Origin of the sequence: Paramagnetospirillum caucaseum, from assembly GCF_000342045.1 — a bacterium.
Lineage (GTDB): Bacteria > Pseudomonadota > Alphaproteobacteria > Rhodospirillales > Magnetospirillaceae > Phaeospirillum > Phaeospirillum caucaseum.
This window is the reverse complement of record NZ_AONQ01000027.1, coordinates 38719-55386: the sequence shown is the minus strand read 5'-3', so window position 1 is coordinate 55386 and position 16668 is coordinate 38719. Positions and strand designations below refer to the sequence as shown.

The following is a 16668-nucleotide window of genomic DNA, read 5'->3' as shown; positions in this document are numbered from 1 at the left end:
GGTTAATTCCCCTCCTCGCTTCTAAGCACTATCCACAATGCCGGATGCCGCCGAACCGGCGTACACTTGAGGTGAATATTCACGGGAGGACGAGGTGACCGACCTCAAGCCCATCTCGGCCGAAGCCCGGATGATCCTGGCCGAGTTGCACGCTCTCCGCGACGAGATGACCTCCATGCACCAGGAGGCCCGCGCCACCCTGGTGGCCATTCGCGAATTGTTCAACGAACTCCAGCGGGTGGAAACCGCCGAATCCAATATCGAGCATGAGCTGGAGGATGTGGCGCAAAGGCTGGGGGACGCCCTGGACGAACAGCGGATGTCGCTGACCTCCTGCTCCGTCTGCGGTTCGGACGTGGAGCGCCACACCGCCTTCGCCGACCGCCGCGCCATGGGCGAGCGCCGGACCGGCGCCGAGCGGCGCAACCTCGGCCACAGCGCCGCCGAGGGCCCGCCCGATCTGGGGCCGGCGAGCTTCGACTGGACGACCGGCCCCGAGACGTAGAAAAGCCCGCCGGCTGAAGGCCGGCGGGCTTTCGAGGTCTTGGTGGGTCCGCCGGGACTCGAACCCGGGACCTCTCGATTAAAAGTCGCTTGCTCTACCAACTGAGCTACGGACCCCGAAACGAAGGGCGCTCACCATAGGCAGATGAGCGCCGCGCGTCAACGCTGGGAAAATCTCTATTTCTTGACGTCGGCCAGCACCTGCATGCGGATCAGCTTGTCGGGCTTGGAGACCATGCCGTTATCCGACGGATCGCCGGCCTTGATGCGGTCGACGCTCTCCATGCCTTCGATCACCCGGCCGACGGCGGTGTAGCGGCCGTCCAGGCTGGGGGCCGAGCCGAACATGATGAAGAACTGGGAATCGGCGCTGTCGGGGCTGGCCGAACGGGCCATGCCGACCACGCCGCGCACGAAGGGCTCGCCGGTGAACTCGGCGCGCAGCTTGACGCCCGAGCCGCCGGTGCCGGTGCCGGTGGGATCACCGCCCTGGGCCATGAAGCCGGGAATGACGCGGTGGAACACCGTGCCGTCATAGAAGCCCTTGCGGACCAGTTCCTTGATGCGGGCCACATGCTTGGGAGCCAGGTCGGGGCGCAGTTCGATGACCACCTTGCCGGTGGGAACCTCCAGCACCAGGGTGTTCTCGGGGTCGGCGGCCAGGACCGGCTGGGCCACGGCCAGCACCAGGGCGGCAGCGGCGAAAAGCAGACGCTTCAGCATGGGTTCAATCCTCGGAATCGGCGGCGACGCGAAGGGTGACGATGCAATCGGGGTCGGTGACCGCGCCGGAGCGCGGCGCACCCTTCTTGATCTTGTCCACGAACTCCATGCCCTCGACCACCTGGCCCCAGATGGTGTACTGGCGGTCCAGGTAGGACTGGGTGTCGAAGCAGATGAAGAACTGGGAATCGGCGCTGTCGGGCGACTGGGCGCGGGCCATGGAGCAGGTGCCGCGCACATGCTTTCCGTCGTTGAATTCCGCCTTCAGCTTGGTGCCGGAACCGCCGGTGCCGGTGCCCTGCGGACAGCCGGTCTGGGCCATGAAGCCGTCGATCACCCGGTGGAACTTGACGCCGTCGTAGAACTTGGCGCGAACCAGCTCCTTGATGCGGGCCACATGGTTGGGGGCGAGGTCGGGGCGCAGTTCGATGACGACGCGACCGTCCTTCAGGTCGAGATAAAGGGTGTTCTCAAGGTCCACTTTGGTCTTCCTTAAGCCGGGAATCCGAATTTTTCGTCCAGCCGCGCCTTGACGCGGGGGCTGACGAACTGGGAGATATCGCCGCCCAGGCGGCCGATCTCCTTGACGAAGCGCGACGAGATGAATTGGCAGCGTTCCGAGGCCATCAGGAAGATGGTCTCGATATCGGCCGTCAGGCGGGCGTTCATGCCGGCCATCTGGAATTCGTACTCGAAGTCCGAGACGGCGCGCAGGCCGCGCACGATCAGGTTGGCGCCGCACTTGGCGGTGAAATCCACCAGCAGGGTGTCGAAGGGCCGCACCTCGATGCTGACCCCCACCGCCTGGGACAGCTCAGCCATTTCGGCCTCGGCCATCTCCACCCGTTCCGCCAGGGTGAACAGCGGCCCCTTGCCGGCGTTGACCGCCACCGCGACGATCAGGTGATCGACCATGCGGGTGGCGCGGGCCACGATATCCATGTGGCCGTTGGTGATCGGATCGAAGGTTCCGGGATAGAGACCGACGCGCTTAGGCATCCTCGCCTCCCGCCATATCCTCGGCTGCATCCCCGGCTCCCTCTTCGGCGTCGTCGCCATTGCTTCCGATATCGCACAGTCTGGCCGCCGACACCACCCGCTCGTTCTCGGCGGTGCGCAACAGGGTCACGCCCTGGGTCTTGCGGCCGGCGATGCGGATGTCGTCCACCGGCATGCGGATCAGCTTGCCGCCGTCGCTGACCAGCATGATGTCATCCTCGTGGTTGACGGGGAACGACGCCACCACGGTGCCGGTCTTGGCCGTCATGTCGAGATTGGCGATGCCGGAGCCGCCGCGCCCGGTGATGCGGTATTCGAAGGCCGAGGTGCGCTTGCCGAAGCCGTTTTCGGTGACGGTGAGCACGAACTGCTGCTCCGCGGCCATCCTGTCGGACAGTTCAGCCGGCAGATCGCCCTTGAGGAAGGCGTCGCGGGTCTCGGAATCGTAGTCGGTATGGCGCAGGATCGACATGGAGATGACCTCGTCGTCCCCGTCCAGCCGGATGCCGCGCACGCCGGTGGAATCACGGCTCTTGAACTCGCGCACGTCCTGCACCGGGAAACGGATGGCCTTGCCCAGATGGGTGGCCAGCAGCACGTCGTCGCTTTCGGCGGCGCAGGTCTGCACCGAGATCAGCCGCTCGCCCTCGCCCAGCTTCATGGCGATCTTGCCGTTGGCCCGCACCTCGGTGAAGGCGGACAGCGGATTGCGCCGCACGTCGCCCTTGGAGGTGACGAACATCACGTGCAAATCACCCCAGGTGCCCTCGTCCTCGGGCAGCGGCATGATGGTCGAGATGGTCTCGCCGTCGTCGAGCGGCAGCAGGTTGACCATGGCCTTGCCGCGCGCCTGGGGATTGCCCAGCGGCAGGCGGTAGACCTTCAGCTTGTAGGCGATGCCGGTGGACGAGAAGAACAGCACCGGCGTGTGGGTGTTGACCACGAAGACCTGGGAGAGGAAGTCCTCGTCCTTGATGTTCATGCCGGACCGGCCCTTGCCGCCGCGCTTCTGGGCGCGGTAGGCCGACAGCGGCACCCGCTTGATGTAGCCGGTGTTGGTCACCGTCACCACCATGTCCTCGCGGGCGATGAGGTCCTCGATATCGGCCTCGAACTCGTTTTCCTCGATGGTGGTACGTCGGGCCGTGGCGAACTGCTCGCGGATTTCCATCAGTTCGCCGCGCATCACCTCGAACAGGCGGGGACGCGACGACAGGATCAGCAGGAAGGCCTCGATCTGATGACCGATCTCGCGCAACTCGTCGCCGATCTTGTCGCGCTCCAACCCGGTCAGGCGGTGCAGGCGCAGATCCAGGATGGCCTTGGCCTGAACCTCGGACAGGCGGTAGCAGCCGTCCTCGATGGCGCGGCCGGGCTCGTCGATCAGCTGGATCAGCGGCGCCACGTCGCCCACCGGCCAGGCTCGCGTCATCAGCTTCTCGCGCGCCTCGCCCGGATCGGGAGCGGCGCGGATCAGGCGGATGACCTCGTCGATATTGGCCACGGCAATGGCCAGGCCGGCCAAGACGTGGGCGCGGTCGCGGGCCTTGCCCAACTCGAAGATGGTGCGGCGGGTGATCACCTCCTCGCGGAAGGCAATGAAGGCGACGATGATGTCGCGCAGGGTCATCATCTCGGGCCGGCCGCCGTTCAGCGCCAGCGAGTTGACGCCGAAGCTGGTCTGCAGCGGCGTGAAGCGGTAGAGCTGCGCCAGCACCACGTCGGCGATGGCGTCGCGCTTGATCTCGATCACCACCCGCACGCCATCGCGGTCGGATTCGTCGCGCAGGTCGGAGATACCCTCGAGCTTCTTGTCGCGCACCAGCTCGGCGATCTGCTCGAGCATGCGGGCCTTGTTCACCTGATAGGGAATCTCGGTGACGACGATGGCTTCGCGGTCCTTGCGCACTTCCTCGATATGGACGCGGCCGCGCATCACCACCGAGCCGCGCCCCGTGAGCTGGGCGGCGCGGATGCCCGAACGGCCGAGAATGGTGCCGCCCGTCGGGAAGTCGGGGCCGGGCACCAGTTCCATCAGCCGCTCGACCGTCACCTCGGGGTCGTCGATATAGGCGCAGCAGGCGTCGATCACCTCGCCCAGATTGTGGGGCGGGATGTTGGTGGCCATGCCCACCGCGATACCGCCGGCGCCGTTGACCAGCAGGTTGGGATAGCGGGCCGGCAACACCATGGGTTCATGGGTGGATTCGTCGTAATTGGCCTGGAAATTGACGGTTTCCTTGTCGATGTCCTCGAGCAGGGAATGGGCCGAACGGGCCAGGCGGGCCTCGGTATAGCGCATGGCCGCCGGCGGGTCGCCGTCCATGGAACCGAAATTGCCCTGCCCGTCCACCAGCGGCAGACGCATGGAGAAGGTCTGCGCCATGCGGACCATGGCGTCGTAAATGGCCGAATCGCCATGGGGGTGATACTTACCCATGACGTCGCCGACGATGCGGGCCGATTTGCGGAAGGGCTTGTTGAAGTGGTACCCCGCCTCGTGCATGGCGAACAGGATGCGGCGGTGGACCGGCTTCAGCCCGTCGCGGACGTCGGGAAGCGCGCGGCTCACGATCACGCTCATGGCGTAATCGAGATAGGAGCGCTTCATCTCGTCTTCGATGGTGACCGGGGTAATGTCGAATTGCGGCGACGCAGGAGGCGTGGTCAACGAAATATTCCCATCGGTTTCAAAAGAGAACCAGAATTTGGGGTGGACGCAGGTCCACGCGGGCGCACGCTACCAGATATCGTGAGTCCCGACAACCCGAGGGTATTGAAGTGAAGTCCGGGCCGGGCTCTGGCATACTGGCCGGTGGCGCTGCTTGCCTTCGGATGGAGAGCATGAAGCACGAAATCTCAGCGGCCCAGGTGGTTTCGGCCCGGGCCTCCGACACCGGCGACGCGGTCCGCTTGGTGCTGGCCGACGAATCGGGCGAGGAGCATGTGGTGATCCTGCCGCTGGATCAGCTGGCCCTGCTGTCGGCCTGGCTGGAACAGGCCGGACGGGTTCCCGCCGAGGAAGCCCCCCAACCGGTGGATGGCGCCTCCTCCTCCCTGCCCGCCCAGTCGGTGGAACGCTGGACCATCCAGCCCGAGGCCGACGACGAGCACATCCTGCTGGGCTTCAAGCTGGCCAAGGGAGCGGAAATGAGTCTGCGCATGCACCGCAGCGGCGTCGCCGCCTATGCCAAGGCGCTGACCTCCATGCTGGGCCGCCTGCTGCCCGCCCCGCCGAGCAAGGCCAAGCATTAGCCCTTTCTCGCACCGGCTCCATGCAATATGATCCGCGCCAACTTTTTCCTAAGGGAGCCACGAACGCCATGGCTGGCAGCGTCAACAAGGTCATTCTCGTCGGCAATCTGGGCCGCGACCCCGAGGTCCGGACCTCGCAGGACGGCTCGAAGATCGTCAACCTGAACATCGCCACCTCCGAGACCTGGAAGGATCGCGGCACCGGCGAGCGCAAGGAAAAGACCGAGTGGCACCGGGTGGTGATCTTTAATCCCAACCTCGCCGACGTGGCCGAGCGCTACCTGAAGAAGGGCTCCAGCGTCTATATCGAGGGCGCCCTGCAGACCCGCAAGTGGACCGACCAGTCCGGCCAGGAGAAGTACACCACCGAAATCGTCATCGGCCGCTTCAAGGGCGAACTGACCCTGCTGGGCGGCCGTGACGGCGGTGGTGGTGGCGGCGGCGGCGGTGGCGGCTATGACGACGGCGGCCCGCGTCAGGGCGGCGGCGGCGGCTCGCGCCAGGGCGGCGGCGGCGGCGGCCAGTCCTGGGAACCCCCGGCCGACCTGGACGACGAAATCCCCTTCTGAGACCCGAATCGTTCAAATGGAAACGGCACCGCCCACCAGCGGTGCCGTTTTTCGTTGGGCGGGCAGGATGCCCGCGCTCCGAAGGGTATCTTCCTTGGAGCGGGCCGTCCCGGCCGCATCAGCGCTCGTGGAACGATTGCTGGATCTGGGTGAAGATGGGCTTCAGCAGGTATTGCAGCAGGGTCTTGTCACCGGTGATGATTTCCGCCGTCACCGACATGCCGGGCTGGATGACGTAGCGTCCCGGCATGGCGCCGACGTAATTGTGCTTCAGGTCGATCACCCCCTTGAAGAACGGGTTACCCTTCTCGTCGGCGAAGCTCGACGCCGAGATCTTGGTCAGGGTGCCCTCGACCGCGCCGTAACGGGCGAAGTCGTAGGTGGTGACCTTGACCCGGACCGGCTGCCCGATCTTCAGATGGCCGACATCCTTGGTGGTGATCTTGGCGTCCACCTTCATCTCGGTTTCGACCGGCACCACCTCGCAGACATTGCCGCCGGCCTGGATGACCGCGCCGCGGTTCTTGACGGCCAGCCCCTTGACCAGCCCGCGCACCGGAGCGATCACCTCGAGCCGGGTCACCCTATCCTCCAGGCGGCCGATGCTTTCCTGCACCTGGGCCAGTTCGTTGACGGTGGTCCCCAGGTCGTCCATGGTGACCTTCTGCAGCGAGGATTTGTTGTCCATCAGGCGGTTCTCCACCTCGGACAGGGCCTCGCGCGCCGTCACCTCCTGGCCGATCAGGCGGGCCAGTTCGCCCTGGACCCGCGACAGTTCGCGCTTGGTGTCGAGATAGACCACCCGCGACACCAGGCCCTTGGCCACCAGTTCCTGGCGCATGTTCATTTCTTCCTGCAGCGGCACCAACTGCTCACGCAGGGATCTTTCCTGGGCTTCCAGCAGGCGCAGGTCGGAGCGCTTCTGCTCCATCTGCGACAGGATCACCGAGCGCGAGGTGTCGCGGGCCTGGGACTGGCTGTTGAAGATGGCCAGATTGTCGGAGATCAGCCGGTCGTAGCCCTGGGGCATGTGGGAGAAATCGGGCTGGCGCTCCTCGGCCAGGGCACGCAGGCGTTCGGCCTTGATCAGCAGGGTGGCCTCGCGCGCCCTGGTCTGCTCCAGATCGGAAATGGCCTGGGCCGGGTTGAGACGGATGATCGGAGCCCCCGCCTCCACCAGATCGCCGTCGCGGGCCAGGATATCCTGGACGATGCCACCTTCCAGGTGCTGTACCGCCTGGACCTGCCCCGAGGGGATGATCTGCCCCTCGGACGTGGCGATTTCCGGGATGTCGGTCAGCGCCGCCCAGATGACGAAGGCCGCCGTGGTGCTGCTGGCCAGCAGCATGGTGAAGCGGATCAGGCCGGACGTTCCCGATTCCTCCAGCACCAGGGCCTGGGCGAGGTGGCGCGACTGCCGGTTCGACAGCTTGACCACCGACTTTCCGGGGGCGGCCGCCTGCGGCACCTTGTCGGGCTGGGGGACGTTGACGAGGCTCTGGCCAGGATTTGAATTCGTGCTCATGTCAGATCAGATCCGGCGGTATGCGGGCCCGGACCTCTTCGGCCGGACCGGCGAGACGCAGATAGCCGCCATCGAACACCAGGATGCGGTCGGCGACCCGCAGATGGCTGGGACGATGGGTGACCATGAATATGGTGGATTGTCCGCGGAAATTCTCGATGGACTGCATGAAGGTGCGGTCGCCTTCGAAGTCCAGGCCATTGACCGGCTCGTCGAACAGCATGATCGGGCTGCGCTTGAGATAGCCGCGGGCCAGCGACAGCTTCTGGATGAAACTGGTGGGCAGGTGTTCCGCCGCCCCTTCGCCGACGCGGGTTTCGAGGCCACGCGGCAGGCTCATGATCTCTTCCCAGACGTCGGCCTGATCGCAGGCCCAGCGGATATCGGCGTCGGTGGCGGTGGGATGCGCCAGGCGGAGGTTCTGGGCCACCGTCCCGAAGAACAGGTTGCAGGTCTGCGGCGTGTAGGAAATCATGTGCCGCATCTCGATGGGATCGATCTGGCGGATATCGGTGGCGTCGATCTTCACCGCGCCGGCCTGGGGGGTGTAGAGGCCCAGCAGCACCTTGAGGATGGTCGATTTGCCCGAGCCGTTGCGGCCCGTCACGCACACCACCTCGCCCGGCTCCACCTCGAACGACACGCCGACCAGGGCGGGATCGGACTCGTTGCTATATCGCAATGAAACCCGGGAGAACACCACGCGGCCCTTGATGTTCTTGAGCGGCGCCACGATGGCCTTGGGATCGCGTTCGGGCTTGATGGCCATCAGGCCGTCGATCTGGCGGATCGAGCCCCTCACCTGCTCCACCCGCTGCAGCATGGTGAAGCCGGTCTGCAGCGGCGACAGCACCCGCCACACCAGCATCATGGCGGCGATCAGGCCGCCGATGGACAATATGCCGTCGATGACGCCCAGCACGCCGACCATGATGGTGGCGAGGCCCGACGAGATGATCAGGATGTTGGACCCGGTGCCAATGGCGACGGCGAACATGCCGTTCTTGAAACCGCCCATGGCGGCGCGGGCCGACATCTCGCGGTAGCGCTTGACCCAGGTATGCTCGGCGCCGGCCAGCTTGACGGCGCGCATCTTGCCCAGGGCCTCGACCAGGAATTCCTGCCGGCGCGAGCCGGCGCGCGATGCGATGCCGACATTCTTGCGCACGATGGGCATCACCGCCCAGCCGCCGATCAGGAACAGGAAGGTGCCGACCACCGGCACCAGGGCGATCACGCCGCCCAGCAGGGCGATGACGGTGAAATAGAAGATGGCGAAGGGCAGTTCCATGAACACCGTGGCCAGCGGCCCGGTGAAGAACTCGCGCACCGACTCGAAGTCCTTGATGCGGGCCACCTGGGCGCCGATGGTGGCGCGCTCGGTGAAGCCCGGCGGCAGGGCCAGGATGTGCTGGAAGATGTTGTTGCCCATGATGTTGTCGAGCCGGGCCCCGACGAAGGCCAGGATGCGGGCCCGAACCTCGCGCAGCATAGCGTCGGCGGCCAGCGCCATGGTCACCCCGATGGAGAGCGACACCAGCATGGAATAGGATTCGGCGCCGATCACCTTGTCGTAGACGCTCATCACGAACAGCGGCGTGCCCAGCGAGAAGACGTTGAGCACGAAGGTGACGAAGAAGGCCTGCCAGTACAGGGGGCGGAAACGCTCCAGCACGCTGCGGAACCAGCTGGCCGGCTTGGCGGCGCCGGCATCGCCGCCCAGATTGGTGAAGAAATACGCCGTGCCCTTGATGCCCTGGGTGTCCAATTTGACGGTGATGCCCTGGGCGCTGTCGAAGGCCTCGGCCTCGCCGTCGTCGGAGATCTTCTTGACCACCAGGGCGTGGCTCTCGTCGGGCAGGAACAGGCAGGGCAGCAGGCGAGAATCGATGATTTCCAGGTCGAGACGTTCGGGGCGGCTGGAATAGTTCAGCGTCGCCATGACGTTGCGCAGGCCGGTGAGGTCCAGGTCGTTGGCGAAATGCGGCAGGGATTCCGCCACGTGGCGCGGATCGCCCTTCCAGCCCAGGGATTTGAGCAGCGGCAACAGGCAGGCGGCCAGGTCCGAGGCGGCGGAAAAGCCGCCCAGGGCGTTCTGGGCCAGATGCTGCTCGTACTGCTCGATGGCCTGCTGGTTGGGCTTGCGCGACGAGGACAGGCTTGTGGCGGCGGCGGTCATGCCGGTCCCCCCTGGGGCAGCAGGCCGGCGGGGGCGGCCGGACGCTCCTCGCGCGGGGCCTTGGCGAGCAGCGTCCCGTCCTTCAGGTCGAACACCCGGTCGGCCAGCTTGACCAGCGAGGGGCGCGGGGTGACCAGGACCAGGGTCCGCTTGCCCTTGGCGCGTTCCAGCCAGACGCGCAGGAAGTTATCGCCGGTGGTGTCCACCGCCGTGTTGGCCTCGTCGAACAGCACGATGCGCGGATTGTTGACCAGGGCCCGCGCGATGGCGATGCGCTGCTTGATGCCGCGCGGCAGGGAATCATAGGCGCCGTCGCCCACCGCCGTGTCGTAGCCGAGAGCCATGGTCGCCACCACCTCGTCCAGGCCGAGCAGGGCAGCGGTTTCCACCGCCACGTCGTCGAATTCCTTGCGGAACATGGTGATGTTCTGAAGGATCGTGCCCTGGAACAGCACGCCCATCTGCGGCAGGAAGGCGATGTGGTCGCGCACGCTCTGCGGCTCGTACATGGTGATGGGCTGGCCGTCCACCAGCACTTCCCCCTGGGTCGGCTTGATGGCGCCCTGCATCAGGGTCAGCAGGGTGGTCTTGCCGCTGCCGTTGCCGCCCGAGATGGCGATGCACTCGCCCTCGCGGATGTTGATGGAGGTGTCGCGGATGATGATGGGCAGCTTCTCGCCGTAGCGGAAGCTGCAATCGCGCATTTCCAGCGCCCCCTTGGGAGTGGTCAGCTTGGGCAGGCCCTTCTTGGATTCCGGCCTCAGCTTGAACAGCTCGGTCAGGCGGTGGCGGGCCAGCATGAACGACTGGAAGCGGGTCCACACCCCCAGCGCCTTCTGGATGGGGGCCATGGCGCGGCCGGCCAGCATGGAGCACGCCGCCAGGCCGCCGGTGGTCATCTCGCCGTTCAACACCACCAGGGCGCCGAACATGGCGACGCAGATGGTGGTGGCCTGGGAGAAGAACGACGACACCCCCATGGCGGTGGAGGAGTTGAGCGCCACCTGATAGGCGCCCTCGGCGCAGGTCTCCTGCAGGCGCTCGTAGCGGCGCACCATCTGCGCCTCCATGGCGAAGGCCTTGACGCTGTGGATGCCGCCCAGCACCTCGATGATGAAGTTGAAGCGCCGGTCGTCGGCGGTCATGCGCTTTTGCAGCGCGCCGCGCAGTTTGCCGCCCAGGATGACGGCGGTCAGGCAGAACAGCACCAGCAGGGTAACGGGCACCAGCACCAGCCAGCCGCCCATCATGGCGACCAGGCTGAGATAGAGGATGGCGAAGGGAAGGTCGAGCAGGGTCAGCATGGCCTGCCCGGCATAGAACTCGCGCACCGTGGCCAGGGAGTTCATGCGCTCGAGATGGGCGCCGGAGCCTTCCTTCTCGAACTCGTCCACGCCGGCCATCACCAGATGGCTGAGCGCGGTGCAGCCGGCGTTGTGCTCGAACTTGGCGCCCACCCAGCCGGTGATCCACGAGCGGCAGAAATTCAGGGTGGATTCCAGCAGCAGGGCGCCCAGCACGGCGCCCATCAGGAACACCATGGTGCCCACCGACTTGTTGGGCAGAATGCGGTCGTAGACCTGCAGCAGCGCCATGGGCAGCGCCAAGCCGAGGATGTTGAGGAACAACGACGCCATGGCGAGGTCGAACAGATTGCTCTTCAGTGTGGAGAGCGAGGCAATGCTGAACGGGGGCGCGTCTGCGCCGTCCGGCTGCCCGGCCACGGGGTCACTCATGCGCAGACACCACGGGCTGCAAGCTCGCGCTCCCTCCCACCAACAAAACCAACCGCCCCCCGGCCCCGTCGGCAAGCGGGAGAATAGCGCCCCGCCTCCGTAATAACCACCGGATATTGGTTATAAGCCGGCGCAGGACACTGGTCTTCGGACCATGCCCCGCTCTATGATGGGAACAGCACGCAATGCCCCTTGCAGCGAGAACGGGTCCTTGAGCCACCATACCGAAACGCCTCTGCCGGCCAGCATCGAAACGATCGAGAGATTAATCGCGATCGACACTACAAGTTACAAGGCTAATTTACAGTTAATCGACCTGGCAGATAATTTGTTTTCTGGTCTTGGAGCTTCTGTACGCAGGACTTGGGATGAAACCCGAAACAAGGCGAATATCTTTGCTACAATTGGTCCCAGTGATATTCCCGGCATTGTCCTGTCCGGCCATACCGACGTGGTCCCGGTGGACGGCCAGGACTGGTCGACCGATCCGTTCCGTCTGACCCGGGCCGAGGGCAAGCTGTTCGGACGCGGCACCGCCGACATGAAGAGCTTCATCGCCGTCTGTCTGGCGCTGGCCCCGGAATTCGCCGCCGCGCCGTTGAAGATGCCCATTCATTTCGCCTTCTCCTACGACGAGGAGGTGGGCTGCGTCGGGGTCCGCCGGCTGATCGACGATCTGGCTCATCTGGCCGCCCCCCCCCCGCCTGTGCATCGTCGGAGAGCCCACCGACATGAAGGCGGTGATCGGCCACAAGGGCAAGAAAAGCGTGCGCTGCCATGTGGAGGGGCACGAATGCCACTCGGCCCTGAACCACCAGGGCGTCAACGCCGTGGAGATCGCCGCCGAAATGGTCACCCGACTGCGCGCCATGCAGCGCCGCATCCGGGAAACCGGCCCCTTCGATCCCGGCTATCAGCCGCCCTACACCACGGTGCACACCGGCACCATGCAGGGCGGCACGGCGCTCAACATCGTGCCAAAATCCTGTTCCTTCGAATTCGAGATCCGCAACCTCCCCGACCACGATCCCGAGGATCTGATGGCCGAGGTGCGGGGCTGGGCCCAGGACCTGGTGCCCGAGATGTTGGCGGTCAGCGAGGCCAGCGGCATCACGCTGGACGAGCACAACTCGACGCCGGGCTTGCGGATGGACGAGATGGATGCGGCGGTGCGGCTGGTCTGCGCCCTGTCGGGAGCCAACCAGACCAGCAAGGTGGCCTTCACCACCGAGGCCGGCCTGTTCCAGCAGGCCGGCATCCCGGCGGTGGTCTGCGGTCCCGGCAGCATCGCCCAGGCCCACCGGCCCGATGAGTTCATCACCCTCGAGCAGGTGGCCAAGTGCGAGGACTTCCTCCACCGCCTGCTGGCCCATATGTGCTGAGACGCGGACCTGCCGAAAAGGCGACCTTGCCAAATTTTGGCAAATTTCCTATTTTATCGGCATGGGTACGATGAATATCTCCCTTCCGGATGCGCTGAAATCCTTCGTCGACGAGCAGGTCTCCTCGCGGGGTTTTGGAACCAGCAGCGAATATGTGCGCGAGCTGATTCGCAAGGATCTCGATCGCCAGCATCTGCGCGCGCTGATGCTCCTGGGGGCGGAATCGGCACAGGCCCCGGAGGCGGATGAAGCCTATTTCAACGATCTGCGCAAGCGGGTGCGTGGCCGCGAGAAGACGTGACCGTCAAAACGGTTCTTCCGCGCCGGCAAGCCAACCGAGACATCGAAGAGGCCATCGAGCATTATCTTGGCGAGGCCAGTGAAACGGTCGCACTCGGATTCATCGATTCATTGGAACAAGCCTATCGGCACATTGCCCGCCACCCGGCCAGCGGATCGAGTCGCCATGCCCATGACCTGGATCTCCCCGGACTCAAGTCTTGGCCATTGAAGCGGTATCCGTATCTCGTCTTCTATGTCGAAAATACGAACCATATCGACGTCTGGCGCGTTCTTCATGCCGAACGCGACATTCCGACCTGGATACGGGGGCCAGACATCTCCTGAGCGTCCGGCCGCTTGGCCGCCTATCAGAGGGCACGTCAGGGGAGCTACTCGATCACCGCCTGAAGAGACTTCCAGCTTTCCGGCGAGGGTGCCAGCAGCAATCCCCCCTCTTCCGCCCGCGGACGGTAGGAGCGCCCGTCGGTCAGGGCGGCATGGCCGCCCGCTTCGGCGTGGATCAGCACGCCGGCCGCATGGTCCCAGGGCATCAGGCGATTGTAATGGGCGAAGTGCAGCCGCCCCGTTACCAGATCGATATAATCGTGGGCGGCGCTGCCCTTACGGCCCGTTCGGGCCACCAGGGCCGACAGGCGGCCCGAGCGCTTGACCGAGCCGGTCAGTTCGATCAGCGGCGCGGCGGGCAGGACGGAGAGGCGCTCGCCATCGGCCCAGGCGCCGCCCCCCAGTTCGGCGGTGACCATCCGCCCGCCCAGGGGATCGAAAATCCATCCCGCCACCGTCACGCCATCGCGCACCAGGGCGACGATCACGGCGAAGCGGGGATTGCCCTTGGCGAAATTGGCGGTGCCGTCCACCGGATCGATGATCCAGACGGCCCCCTCGCCCTCCAGGACCCGGAGCAAGGCGGGGTCGGCGGCCACCGCCTCCTCGCCCACCACGGCGGAACCGGGCAGCAGGTGGCGCAGCCGCCCGGTCATCACCCGTTCGGCTTCCGTATCGGCCTCGGTGACCAGTTCGCCCGGCCGCTTCTCGCGGATCTGGCCGGCGGTCAGATGCTGGAAGCGGGGCAGGATCTCCTCGGCCGCCGCCTCGCGGATGATAGAGGCCACCGTCTCGAAGTCCATCAGTGCCCCCTGCCCCCGGCCTTGCGCTGCTGAAAACGTTTGACGTCGGCGGGATCGAGCTTGACCCGCATGAAGGCCTGCGCCTCGTCGTCGCGCCGCGCCACCACCTCGCCGTGGCTGTACAGCCAGGCGATGGAGGCGCCGTCGGAAAGCGGCAACGCCACGTCGATGGTCTCGCGCGCCGCGCCCAGCCGGCGGTCCAGCTCGGCCAGCAACTCGTCCACTCCCTCGCCGGTCACCGCCGACAGGGCCATGGCGCCATCGCGCCGCTTTGCCTGGTTGAGCACTTCCATCCGGCCATGCCCGTCCAGCAAATCGATCTTGTTCAAGGCCTCGACCAGTCCGCGGTCCACCACCTCGGCCAGCCCGAGCTCCCGCAGCACGGTGTCCACATCGGCGGCCTGGGCCTCGGTGTCGGGATGGGAGACGTCGCGCACATGCACCACCACGTCGGCCTCCAGCACCTCTTCCAGGGTGGCGCGGAAGGCGGCGACCAGTTCGTGCGGCAGGTCGGAGATAAAGCCCACGGTGTCCGACAGGATGATCTTGCGCCCCGACGGCAGCACCAGGGTGCGCATGGTGGGGTCCAGCGTGGCGAACAGCATATCCTTGGCCATCACCTCGGCCCGGGTCAGCTGGTTGAACAGCGTCGACTTGCCGGCATTGGTGTAGCCCACCAGGGCGACGATGGGGTACGGCACCTTGCGCCGCGCCTTGCGGTGCAGGTCGCGGGTCCGCTTGACGTCGTCCAACTCGCGCTCCAGCTTGATGATGCGGTCGCCGATCATGCGGCGGTCGGCCTCGATCTGGGTCTCGCCGGGGCCGCCCAGGAAGCCGAAGCCGCCCCGCTGGCGCTCCAGATGGGTCCACGAGCGCACCAGCCGCGAACGCTGGTAGCTGAGCGCCGCCAGTTCCACCTGCAGCGTGCCCTCGCGGGTCCGCGCCCGGGCGCCGAAAATCTCGAGAATCAGGCCGGTGCGGTCGATGACCTTGCAGCCCCAGGCCTTTTCCAGGTTGCGCTGCTGCACCGGCGACAGGTGGCCGTCGACCACCGCCAGGGCGATCTCGCGCTCTTCCACCAGTTCGGCCAGACGCTCCACCGCCCCCTTACCCATCAGGGTGGCGGGGCGCACCTTGGCGACGTTCACCGCCTCGGCGGCGACGATATCCAGGTCGATGGCCCCGGCCAGCCCTACGGCCTCGGCAAGGCGGGCTTCAGGCAGACGGCTGCCCTCCCCCCCCTTGAAGGCGGGGTGGACAACCAGGGCGCGGCTGGGCGCCGTTTTTGTGGAACCGGACTCTCCCACCTATTCTTCGCCGTTTTCCTTGATCGGAGGCTCGAACAGAGAGATGGGGGTAGACGGCATCACCGTCGAGATGGCGTGCTTGTACACCAGCTGGGTATGCCCATCACGGCGCAGCAACACCGAAAAGTTGTCGAACCAGGTGACGATGCCCTGGAGCTTGACCCCGTTGACCAGGAAGATGGTGACGGGAGTCTTGTTCTTGCGGATGTAGTTGAGGAACACATCCTGCACATTCTGGGATTTTTCGGCGGACATGATTGGAATCCGTTCTTATTGGCCGATTTTGATTATTGGAGTGCGGTTAGGCACCTACCCCGTTGAGCCCCTGTCGTTACCACCATTTCCGACAGATGGGAACCTATAGTTCTCGGACAAGATGGACGAGGTCCATGCAGGCCGGAAGAAACCGGGCCGGCGGATGGGCGAACTCACCTTTGGCAGGGGATTCGGGGCGCATGAGGATGGGGGTGCAACCCGAATTGACGGCGCAATGGGTGTCGATGGGCGAATCGCCCACGAACCACACGTCGCGCCCGGCGGCGATGCCGGTGCCCGCCAAGGCGAGGTGGACCGGTGCGGCGGCCGGCTTGTCGGCCTCGGCGTCGTCGGCCCCCACCAGACGGACGAAATGCCCGGCCCAGCCCATGATCTCGGCCTCCTTGCGCAGGAAACCGCCGCGCTTGTTGCTGACCACCGCCAGCAAGACCCCCTCGCCCTTCAGCGCGTCCAGCATCTCGCCCGCCCCCGGCAGCGGGTTGAGGTAGTCCAGATGAATGGCCTCGAAGCTGCGGGTGAAGACGTCGCGGGCCTCGGGCCAGCGTTCGCCGAACATGGCGGGAAAGGAATCGCGCATGGAGGCCGCCACCCGTTCGCGGGTCTCCGCCAGGCTCCATTCCGCCATGCCGAAATGGCGGAAGGTCATGTTGTAGGATTCGCGGATGCACACCCAGGACTCCACCAGGGTGTTGTCCCAATCGAAGATGATGGCGCGGGGGCGGATAAGGGCTGTCATGGTGGCACCGATTGAGATTGGGCCACGGATGAACACGGATGAACACA

At 65.7% G+C, this 16668-nt stretch carries 17 protein-coding genes, 1 tRNA gene and 1 pseudogene; 7 read left to right on the top strand and 12 right to left on the bottom strand.

The window, feature by feature from the left end:
• Nucleotides 1–94 precede the first annotated feature (94 nt).
• The gene (locus tag H261_RS11560; protein ID WP_008617662.1) at nt 95–505 is read left to right on the top strand and encodes a hypothetical protein; all 411 of its coding nucleotides are present in this window, start codon (nt 95–97) and stop codon (nt 503–505) included.
• A gap of 40 nt (nt 506–545) precedes the next feature.
• Here the strand turns inward: H261_RS11560 and H261_RS11555 are convergent.
• The 5 genes from H261_RS11555 to gyrA all read right to left on the bottom strand — a co-directional run bounded on the left by H261_RS11555 (nt 546) and on the right by gyrA (nt 4897).
• Nucleotides 546–621 (bottom strand) — tRNA-Lys (locus H261_RS11555).
• Between the two features lie 60 nt (nt 622–681).
• Complete coding sequence (locus H261_RS11550) at nt 682–1227, bottom strand: peptidylprolyl isomerase (protein ID WP_008617661.1); 546 nt, start codon at nt 1225–1227, stop codon at nt 682–684.
• Between the two features lie 4 nt (nt 1228–1231).
• A complete protein-coding gene (locus H261_RS11545) occupies nt 1232–1708 on the bottom strand; it encodes a peptidylprolyl isomerase (protein ID WP_008617652.1) in 477 nt (158 codons plus the stop codon).
• 11 nt (nt 1709–1719) lie between these two features.
• Entirely contained in the window at nt 1720–2226 is a 507-nt protein-coding gene (gene coaD, locus H261_RS11540; RefSeq protein WP_008617651.1) for a pantetheine-phosphate adenylyltransferase, read from the bottom strand.
• Nucleotides 2219–4897, bottom strand: coding sequence for a DNA gyrase subunit A (gyrA, locus tag H261_RS11535; protein WP_008617641.1), 2679 nt, complete (start codon nt 4895–4897; stop codon nt 2219–2221). The genes coaD and gyrA overlap by 8 nt, the downstream gene beginning before the upstream one ends.
• A 173-nt stretch (nt 4898–5070) precedes the next feature.
• On the opposite strand from gyrA, the gene H261_RS11530 reads away from it, so the two are divergent.
• Together H261_RS11530 and ssb are read left to right on the top strand one after the other, a co-directional pair.
• Nucleotides 5071–5481, top strand: coding sequence for a hypothetical protein (locus tag H261_RS11530; protein WP_008617640.1), 411 nt, complete (start codon nt 5071–5073; stop codon nt 5479–5481).
• Between the two features lie 68 nt (nt 5482–5549).
• Nucleotides 5550–6050: a single-stranded DNA-binding protein gene (gene ssb / locus H261_RS11525; protein WP_008617639.1), complete on the top strand. Its 501-nt coding sequence runs from the start codon at nt 5550–5552 to the stop codon at nt 6048–6050.
• 118 nt (nt 6051–6168) lie between these two features.
• Here the strand turns inward: ssb and H261_RS11520 are convergent, their stop codons facing one another.
• From H261_RS11520 to H261_RS11510, 3 genes are read right to left on the bottom strand one after another with little or no spacing between them, the layout of a single operon-like run.
• Nucleotides 6169–7575, bottom strand: a complete 1407-nt coding sequence (locus H261_RS11520) for an HlyD family type I secretion periplasmic adaptor subunit (protein WP_008617638.1) — start codon at nt 7573–7575, stop codon at nt 6169–6171.
• Between the two features lies 1 nt (nt 7576).
• Entirely contained in the window at nt 7577–9754 is a 2178-nt protein-coding gene (locus H261_RS11515) for a peptidase domain-containing ABC transporter (RefSeq protein WP_008617637.1), read from the bottom strand.
• Nucleotides 9751–11490 carry a peptidase domain-containing ABC transporter gene (locus H261_RS11510; RefSeq protein WP_081608910.1) on the bottom strand — a complete coding sequence of 580 codons (1740 nt, stop codon included), beginning with the start codon at nt 11488–11490 and terminating at the stop codon, nt 9751–9753. Before H261_RS11510 ends, H261_RS11515 begins: the two co-directional genes overlap by 4 nt.
• A gap of 154 nt (nt 11491–11644) precedes the next feature.
• Here H261_RS11510 and H261_RS26510 point away from each other — a divergent pair.
• The 4 genes and pseudogenes from H261_RS26510 to H261_RS23875 form a co-directional block, all read left to right on the top strand.
• Nucleotides 11645–12115: pseudogene (locus H261_RS26510) on the top strand (M20/M25/M40 family metallo-hydrolase); the annotation flags it as partial.
• A 106-nt stretch (nt 12116–12221) separates the two neighbouring features.
• Nucleotides 12222–12872, top strand: a complete 651-nt coding sequence (locus tag H261_RS26505) for a M20/M25/M40 family metallo-hydrolase (protein WP_268743956.1) — start codon at nt 12222–12224, stop codon at nt 12870–12872.
• A 70-nt stretch (nt 12873–12942) separates the two neighbouring features.
• On the top strand, nt 12943–13173 hold the full coding sequence (locus H261_RS11500) for a ribbon-helix-helix domain-containing protein (protein ID WP_008617635.1): 231 nt from the start codon (nt 12943–12945) through the stop codon (nt 13171–13173).
• Nucleotides 13170–13499, top strand: a complete 330-nt coding sequence (locus H261_RS23875; RefSeq protein ID WP_008617633.1) for a type II toxin-antitoxin system RelE/ParE family toxin — start codon at nt 13170–13172, stop codon at nt 13497–13499. The genes H261_RS11500 and H261_RS23875 overlap by 4 nt, the downstream gene beginning before the upstream one ends.
• A gap of 44 nt (nt 13500–13543) precedes the next feature.
• Here H261_RS23875 and H261_RS11495 read toward each other — a convergent pair whose 3' ends face one another.
• From H261_RS11495 to H261_RS11480, 4 genes are all read right to left on the bottom strand, one after another.
• Nucleotides 13544–14302 (bottom strand): inositol monophosphatase family protein, encoded by a 759-nt coding sequence (locus H261_RS11495; protein WP_008617632.1) that lies wholly within the window; start codon nt 14300–14302, stop codon nt 13544–13546.
• Nucleotides 14302–15609: a GTPase HflX gene (gene hflX, locus H261_RS11490; protein ID WP_008617631.1), complete on the bottom strand. Its 1308-nt coding sequence runs from the start codon at nt 15607–15609 to the stop codon at nt 14302–14304. Before hflX ends, H261_RS11495 begins: the two co-directional genes overlap by 1 nt.
• Nucleotides 15610–15864, bottom strand: coding sequence for an RNA chaperone Hfq (hfq, locus tag H261_RS11485; RefSeq protein ID WP_008617630.1), 255 nt, complete (start codon nt 15862–15864; stop codon nt 15610–15612).
• 103 nt (nt 15865–15967) lie between these two features.
• Complete coding sequence (locus tag H261_RS11480) at nt 15968–16621, bottom strand: HAD family hydrolase (protein ID WP_008617629.1); 654 nt, start codon at nt 16619–16621, stop codon at nt 15968–15970.
• Nucleotides 16622–16668 lie beyond the last annotated feature (47 nt).

Bases quoted from the DNA above. Each gene is read 5' to 3' on its own strand.
- H261_RS11550 (WP_008617661.1), bottom strand. From the start codon at position 1,227: ATGCTGAAGCGTCTGCTTTTCGCCGCTGCCGCCCTGGTGCTGGCCGTG.
- coaD (WP_008617651.1), bottom strand. From the start codon at position 2,226: ATGCCTAAGCGCGTCGGTCTCTATCCCGGAACCTTCGATCCGATCACC.
- H261_RS11530 (WP_008617640.1), top strand. From the start codon at position 5,071: ATGAAGCACGAAATCTCAGCGGCCCAGGTGGTTTCGGCCCGGGCCTCC.
- ssb (WP_008617639.1), top strand. From the start codon at position 5,550: ATGGCTGGCAGCGTCAACAAGGTCATTCTCGTCGGCAATCTGGGCCGC.
- H261_RS11520 (WP_008617638.1), bottom strand. From the start codon at position 7,575: ATGAGCACGAATTCAAATCCTGGCCAGAGCCTCGTCAACGTCCCCCAG.
- H261_RS11515 (WP_008617637.1), bottom strand. From the start codon at position 9,754: ATGACCGCCGCCGCCACAAGCCTGTCCTCGTCGCGCAAGCCCAACCAG.
- H261_RS11510 (WP_081608910.1), bottom strand. From the start codon at position 11,490: ATGAGTGACCCCGTGGCCGGGCAGCCGGACGGCGCAGACGCGCCCCCG.
- H261_RS26505 (WP_268743956.1), top strand. From the start codon at position 12,222: ATGAAGGCGGTGATCGGCCACAAGGGCAAGAAAAGCGTGCGCTGCCAT.
- H261_RS11500 (WP_008617635.1), top strand. From the start codon at position 12,943: ATGAATATCTCCCTTCCGGATGCGCTGAAATCCTTCGTCGACGAGCAG.
- H261_RS11495 (WP_008617632.1), bottom strand. From the start codon at position 14,302: ATGGACTTCGAGACGGTGGCCTCTATCATCCGCGAGGCGGCGGCCGAG.
- hfq (WP_008617630.1), bottom strand. From the start codon at position 15,864: ATGTCCGCCGAAAAATCCCAGAATGTGCAGGATGTGTTCCTCAACTAC.
- H261_RS11480 (WP_008617629.1), bottom strand. From the start codon at position 16,621: ATGACAGCCCTTATCCGCCCCCGCGCCATCATCTTCGATTGGGACAAC.